Raw genomic sequence first — 6,860 nt, forward strand, 5'->3', positions numbered from 1 at the left:
CGATCTCCCATGGCTTTGCGAATCTTGTGAAGCATTAACCATGCGGTTGGGTAGGAGATTTCCAGTTCGCGCGAAAGGAAAACCGCGGAAACGCCGCGTTTATCATGCGCCACAAGAAAAATCGCCCAAAACCAGGTCAGCAGCGGCGTACGGGATTTATGCATAATCGTGCCGGCGGTAACAGAAACCTGATGCTTGCAGCGCGTGCATTGATACAGCTTACGGCTTTCCAGAAAGTAGAACGCATCGTGCTCGCATTTGGGGCAACAGAAGCCGTTCGGCCAGCGGATCTGGAACAGATGCTCGCGGCATGCGTCATCCGAATGAAACTTCTCTTGAAATCTCTTTAACGTCATCGCTTCTTGTTGAGCCATGTCAACCACTCCCGAACATTCGTTTGCTTCTACTATATCAAACAAATGTTCGCATGCGAAGGCTTTGCTGAGGCAACTTGATATTCAAAATTTCTTAATAAGCCAATTCCCTCACTCCCTTATTTAACAATGGCTCGCTGCAGCCTGAGTGCGTTGAGTACGACCGAAACCGAACTGAACGCCATCGCCGCGCCTGCCAGCCAAGGAGCCAAATATCCTGCTGCTGCGATGGGAATGCCGACTACATTATAAGCAAGAGCCCAGAACAGGTTTTGTTTAATATTTCGCATTGTTTTCCGGCTCATCAAGATAGCATCCGGAATGCTGTTCAGGTCGCCGCGCATCAGCGTCACATCTGCAGCTTCCATGGCAACGTCGGTACCCGTACCGATGGCCATTCCGATATCGGCTGTGGCAAGTGCCGGGGCGTCATTGATGCCGTCGCCGACCATCGCCACTTTCCTGCCCGATTGCTGTAATTTCTTAACTTCATCCGCTTTGCCTTCGGGCAGCACTTCCGCCAGTACCCGGTCGATCCCGACCTGCCTTGCAATCGCACGGGCGGTTCGTTCGTTGTCACCGGTGATCATGACGACATCGAGGCCGAGTTCTTTCAACCGGGCAACGGCTCGCCTGGAAGTGTCTTTGATCGTGTCAGCCACCGCTACGATACCGGCGTAACGCCCATCAACGGCAACAAGCATCGCGGTTTTTCCCGATTCCTCAAGTGCATTCATCGTTGCGAAAGCCGATTCCGCATCGATCTGATTTTTGACCATCCATTTTCTTGTTCCGATCAGAACCTCTTTGCCTTCGACGACCGACCGAATGCCATAACCCGGAACGGCTTCAAACGCTTCAGTTTGCGGCAGGACGATGTTTCTTTCCCGCACGCCGGCTACGATCGCTTCCGCAAGCGGATGCTCGGAGTTTTTTTCGGCCGCTCCCACCAAAGCAAGAAAGCGGCTTTCATCGATAAATTCCGAAACGATAACATCCGTCAGCTCGGGTTTGCCTTTCGTTACCGTGCCGGTTTTATCCAACACGACAGTTGTAATTTTATGCGTCGATTCCAGGTGTTCTCCGCCTTTGAACAGAATTCCGAGCTCCGCCGCGCGGCCAGAGCCGGCCATAATGGAGGTTGGCGTTGCCAATCCGAGCGCGCACGGACAAGCGATGACAAGCACCGCAATCGCTTTTTCCAAAGCGCCGGAAAAATGACCGGGTTCGACACCGAAATACCACACCAGGAAGGTGATCACAGCAATCCCGACGACAATGGGAACGAATATACCCGAGATCACGTCCGCAATCCGTTGAATCGGCGCTTTGGAACCTTGCGCTTCTTCGACGACTTTGATGATTTGCGCAAGCGCGGTTTCTTTTCCTACTTTGGTTGCCTTAATGCGGAGCATGCCGTTTTTATTGATGGTGGCTCCGATCACCGGATCACCCTGCCGCTTGCCGACCGGAATGCTTTCACCCGTCAGCATCGATTCGTCCACGGAAGATGAACCTTCAAGCACGATTCCGTCAACAGGCACTTTTTCGCCGGGTTTCACGATCACAACGTTTCCAGCGGCAACTTCCTCTACCGGTATGGAAACTTCCTGACCGTCGCGAACGACAAGCGCTGTCTTGGCCTGCAATCCCATCAAGGTTTTGATGGCTTCCGATGAACGGCCTTTCGCTAACGCTTCAAACAGTTTTCCGAGAACAATGAGCGTAATCAGCACGGCGCTTGTCTCGTAGTACATAGCAGGCACTTGATGCGCCCCAGCCTGGTTGGCCCATTGAACCGTTAAATAAAGACTATAGAAGTAAGCGGCCGACGTGCCGAGCGCCACCAAAACATCCATATTGGCACTGCCATTCCGAAGCGCTTTATACGCTCCGATATAAAAATGCCGGCCGACGATAAATTGAACGGGCGTTGCCAGAAGCAATTGAAACCACGGATTCATGAACAATTCGGGCACCCAGATCCAGGCGGTAAACGAAAAATGACCGACCATTGCCCATAACAGCGGCAGTGACAAAAGGGAGGAAATGAGAAGCTTCTTTTGTTGTCTCTTGATTTCTTTTTTTCTGTGGTCTGCAGACTCTTGTTTTTCCTGTTTTATCGCTGCTTTGTAGCCGAGCTGCTCCACTTTCCTCACCATATCCGAAGCGGACACCTCAGCAGGTGAATATTCTACTCGTGCCGTCTCCAGTGCCAGATTGACGGTTGCTTTGTACACTCCGGGCAGTTTGCTGAGCCCCTTCTCAATCCGGGCGGCACAGGCGGCGCAGGTCATGCCGCTGATTTCAAAATCAACGGCTTCTTTGACGGTATCGTATCCGATCTCTTGAATTTTCCGCTCGATTTGGGGAAGTTTAACTTTATCCGGATCGTAAGTAACGGACGCCTGCTCGAGAGCAAAGTTAACTGTCGCTTCCGATACACCTTCCAGTTTGTTTAATCCTTTCTCAATCCGGTTTGCGCATGCGGCACAAGTCATACCCGATATTTGCAAGGTCGTTTGCTGTTTTTTTGGGGATTCCGTGTTTTGCATGTAAACCGCCTCTTTCATACCCCTATAGGGTATTTATAATAATAAAAAGAAAGGCCACCGGCAAGTGACCCCCCATGCCTGTTAGGCAACCTCGTAGCCTTGTTCTTCAATGGCTTCCTTCACGGCATCCAAGGATAATTTATTTTCATCGTATTCTACAGTAACCGAGTTGCCTTTCAGATCAACACGAGCCGACGCACCTATTTCTTTTAAGGCTTTCTCAATGGAATTGACACAGTGTTGGCAGGACATACCGTTCACTTTAAGTGTTGCTTGTTTCATACAAATCCCTCCGATATTTATGATTTCATTATTTCATTAATTTATTAACCGTAATCAACAATTCGTCAATGACTTCATGTTCGCCGGCCTGGATGCGTTCCACGACACAACTTTTCATGTGTCCTTCAAGCAAAAGCTTGCCAACGCTGTTTAAGGCTGACTGAATGGCCGCGATCTGGTTCAGTACATCGTCACAATAAGTATCCTTCTCAATCATCCCTTTAACTCCGCGAATTTGGCCTTCGATACGGTTCAAACGGGATATCAAGTTGTTCTTCATTTTGTCCGAATGATGGCTTTTCCTTTCGCTTTCTGGAGAACAACAAGAACGGTCAGCTTCATCCGGTAGCAATTCCTCTTGGTTCGCCACGACTTATCACCCCACAACAAATATACTATACCCCCTTAGGGTATTTCAAGAAGAAATTATTCTAGTCAAATGAATTTGTTCGTCTTTAACTCAAGAAGAAGCTTAATGTTTGTAGGACAGAAAAACAGCCCGGTCTTCCATTAAAAGCCGGACTGTTTGCTTTGAGATTCTAATCAATTATCCCAAGACGCTTGGCTTTTCGGGCAGCTTCACGGCTGGAGCGGGTTCCCAGCTTCTTCAGAATACGATTCACATGCTTTTTTATGGTGCTTTCAGTTGCATGCAGTTTGCTTTGAATATTTGATTGCTTGTACCCTTTATGAATGAACCTTAAAATTTCCCGCTCGGCTGGGGTTAACAGCTTGCTCCGTTGCTCCCATTTCATCCGCCGAAATTCCTTCACCAGCACGCCGGCCGAATCCGGATGAATGTAATTCATGTTATTGTAGGCAGCTCGAATGGCCCAGGGAATATCTTCGTAGTGAGCCTTCGTTACATAATTGACCGCCCCTGCCGCATACGTATCCATGATTGCTTCTTCCTCGTCGACGCCGGTCAGCATAATGATCTTGGTTTGCTTCATTTCCAAAATATCCATGGCCGCTTCAAGTCCGTCAAACCCGGCATCGGATAAAATGAGATCCATGAGCACAACTTGCGCATCACTAAGCCTGGCGAGGTGAACCGCATCCTCTCTGTTCGCCGCCGAACCGACAACAACAATGTCATGCTCGCGATTTAGGAAACTTGTAAGTTGGTCGCGCCAGACGGCATCATCCTCAACCAACATAACCTTGATTTGATCCAATGTCCCTCACCTCGGCGACAGGAAGTGAATGGGATCGAATTCTCTTGTGAGGAAATTGAATAACGACCGACGTCCCGACATTCAATTCGCTTTGAATATCGATCGATCCGTCATGCTGCTGAATGACATTGTAGCAGTACGTCAATCCGAGACCGAAGTTTTGCTTGCGATGCTTGGTCGAATAAAACGGATCGAACAAATAGGAAAGCTCATCTTGTGAAATTCCCTTTCCGTTGTCCTTAAAGACGATGGTAAGGTGCTTCCGCGTTTCACATACCGAAATGAACAACGTTCCTCCCGGCTCCATCGCTTCTGCCGCGTTGACGATGATATTGTGGAACGTTTCCTGAAGATGGACGGGATCACAGAGGAGATAAATCGCCTTATTATCAAATCCGTATGAACCTGAATGCTCCGCTTTTCCAAGAACACTTTGGTCATCGAAAGCGCCCGGCTTAGGATATCCGTTACCTCATGAATCCCCTCTTTCAGCACAATGTCTTGCGTCCGGTTTTGAATACGTGTCACCATCTCCAGCATATGCTTAGTCGAATCAAGTACAACGGCTGCATCGCTTGCAATTTTCTCCTGATGAGACGAAGCTGCCAGATTTCGAATCTGGTCGGCGACAATCCGGATTTTTCCAACCTCATTTTTAATCGTGTGATTCAATATGCTTGTCCCGTATGAAATGGCGCGCATCGTACCATCCAATCGGTCTTTCTCGAATTTTAACCGGACTCCGAGTACGCCATATTTGATGCCGAGGAGCAAAAATGACACCAGCAGAATCGTAATCACGAACGGCATAAACCGCCATACTTCCTGAACATCAAAAAACGCCTTTAATGTATAATTCGCAACAATTTGAAACAGAATTGGCGGAAACGCAACGATGTTGGAAAATAAACGGCTCCTTTTCCGTTTCGGATTCTTCTCTTTCATAAAACTGTATGTTAACAGGATAAGACCAACGATCAGATAAGGTACGCACCAAAAAAACAGCGCTTGAAAGTTATTCTGGATCGGGGGAGTGAACGACGTGAGGAAAAGCATCCCGATGATCGGGATGGGAAGCACCCCTGCGAGGATCATTTTCTTTTTACGGCGGAATAACCCGGAGTAGCTGATGGCAAACATCAAAAAGCAATAGGGAAGTCCATTATGATTCATAAACGAGCCGAACATGTGCATCTTTAATAAGAATGCTTCAAGGGAAGGCGTAGAGATTTGATACTGCTCCAGATAAGGCAAGATCGTTTCGGTTACCGCGCGCGACAATCCCCCGCCACCGCCTGCAAATGCGGTAAATGCCGCCCAGCGTGTCGATTCATTCTTAGGATTGATAATCAGCAAAATGGCTGCGATCGTCCACAATGCAATGAGTACAAAGACCATTCGGTCCAACTCCTTTAATCGATTTGGCTGCCGATTAAAGAGGAGCCGTCGTGGACAGAGGCTTCGTTTATGCTCGAATCAAGACAGCCTCCCTCTGTATCGACTTCATCCATTTCTTTTTCTTATTTGTAACGATAATCGGGTAATGGACATGCTCCAGCATCGGCAGATCGTACTTGGAATCACCAATCGCCATCGTCGTTGCAGGATTCAAGCGTTGGATGTAATTACGCTTAAATCCATTCAGCTGTGAAAAGTCGATCCCTGAATCATGTTTAACGACGGGCAAACATACATAGGGAACTTGAAAATAGGTTCCGTAATGCTTTACGATCAAATCGAAATTGGTTGACAACAACGTGACCTGAACTCCTTTTTCCTTCAAATAGAAGATGAGATCATGCACAGGAACGATAAATTGCTTCCTGAGCTTTTCTTCAAAATACCTTTCGGCGTATCTCTCTAATTGTTCATAGGTGTACTTCCCGAACTTTCTTTGAACAAATATGTGATTAAACCAATCTCTCGACAAACGATCCACTGCAAGATAAAATGGAGCCGCAGCAAAACAGTACATAAGAAACAGCCACCACAGCAGCCGGCTCTTCAGGCGTTCTCTCTTGATGAACATGTAGAACTGCGCGATGTTACTTTTGGTAATCGTATTGTCGACATCAATAACCGCATGATTCACCCCATTGGCCAATATTCCGTCAATGTCTGAAGAATCAACAATGTGCTTCATTACATCTCCCCTTGTATGCTAAGAGCAGCTCCTGATTTGGGGGTTGCTCTTATGATTTTTGTACCTTGAAAACTGAATGTAATGGTCCCGGTGGGGGACGCAGCCCAAGCGAAGCGCGGGAGCGGCCCGAAGGGACGAAAAATAGGTGTTTACGATCTTGGGCTGTCCTTGGGAAAATGCCAGTAGGTGCTACCGACGGGAATGTTCCTTCTCCCCCTGTAGACTCGATCAGTCGGGTTCTTCCATCTGAGAGTGTCCCCTTGGCCTCTTCCGTATTTTCCTACACGCTGACTGTATCCCGCGCGTCGCCATCTCTTCCGCATAGCAG

General features: G+C 48.1%; 7 protein-coding genes. All 7 read right to left on the minus strand.

The window, feature by feature from the left end; all coding sequences use genetic code 11:
* A partial coding sequence (locus G485_RS0116955; protein ID WP_420805797.1) for a transposase occupies window positions 1-356 on the minus strand: 356 nt, incomplete at its 3' end.
* A gap of 137 nt (window positions 357-493) precedes the next feature.
* Window positions 494-2,929 carry a heavy metal translocating P-type ATPase gene (locus G485_RS0116960; RefSeq protein ID WP_027093501.1) on the minus strand — a complete coding sequence of 812 codons (2,436 nt, stop codon included), beginning with the start codon at window positions 2,927-2,929 and terminating at the stop codon, window positions 494-496.
* Window positions 2,930-3,010: 81 nt separating this feature from the next.
* Window positions 3,011-3,211, minus strand: coding sequence for a copper ion binding protein (locus G485_RS0116965; protein WP_019007631.1), 201 nt, complete (start codon window positions 3,209-3,211; stop codon window positions 3,011-3,013).
* A 28-nt stretch (window positions 3,212-3,239) separates the two neighbouring features.
* Window positions 3,240-3,581 (minus strand): metal-sensitive transcriptional regulator, encoded by a 342-nt coding sequence (locus G485_RS0116970; RefSeq protein WP_082655297.1) that lies wholly within the window; start codon window positions 3,579-3,581, stop codon window positions 3,240-3,242.
* 169 nt (window positions 3,582-3,750) lie between these two features.
* Entirely contained in the window at window positions 3,751-4,389 is a 639-nt protein-coding gene (locus G485_RS0116975) for a response regulator (RefSeq protein WP_027093502.1), read from the minus strand.
* On the minus strand, window positions 4,361-4,696 hold the full coding sequence (locus G485_RS29330) for a sensor histidine kinase (protein WP_240489185.1): 336 nt from the start codon (window positions 4,694-4,696) through the stop codon (window positions 4,361-4,363). Before G485_RS29330 ends, G485_RS0116975 begins: the two co-directional genes overlap by 29 nt.
* A 1,158-nt stretch (window positions 4,697-5,854) precedes the next feature.
* On the minus strand, window positions 5,855-6,532 hold the full coding sequence (locus tag G485_RS0116985) for a haloacid dehalogenase-like hydrolase (RefSeq protein WP_027093504.1): 678 nt from the start codon (window positions 6,530-6,532) through the stop codon (window positions 5,855-5,857).
* Window positions 6,533-6,860 lie beyond the last annotated feature (328 nt).

Origin of the sequence: Cohnella thermotolerans DSM 17683, assembly GCF_000429825.1 — a bacterium.
Classification (GTDB): domain Bacteria; phylum Bacillota; class Bacilli; order Paenibacillales; family Paenibacillaceae; genus Cohnella; species Cohnella thermotolerans.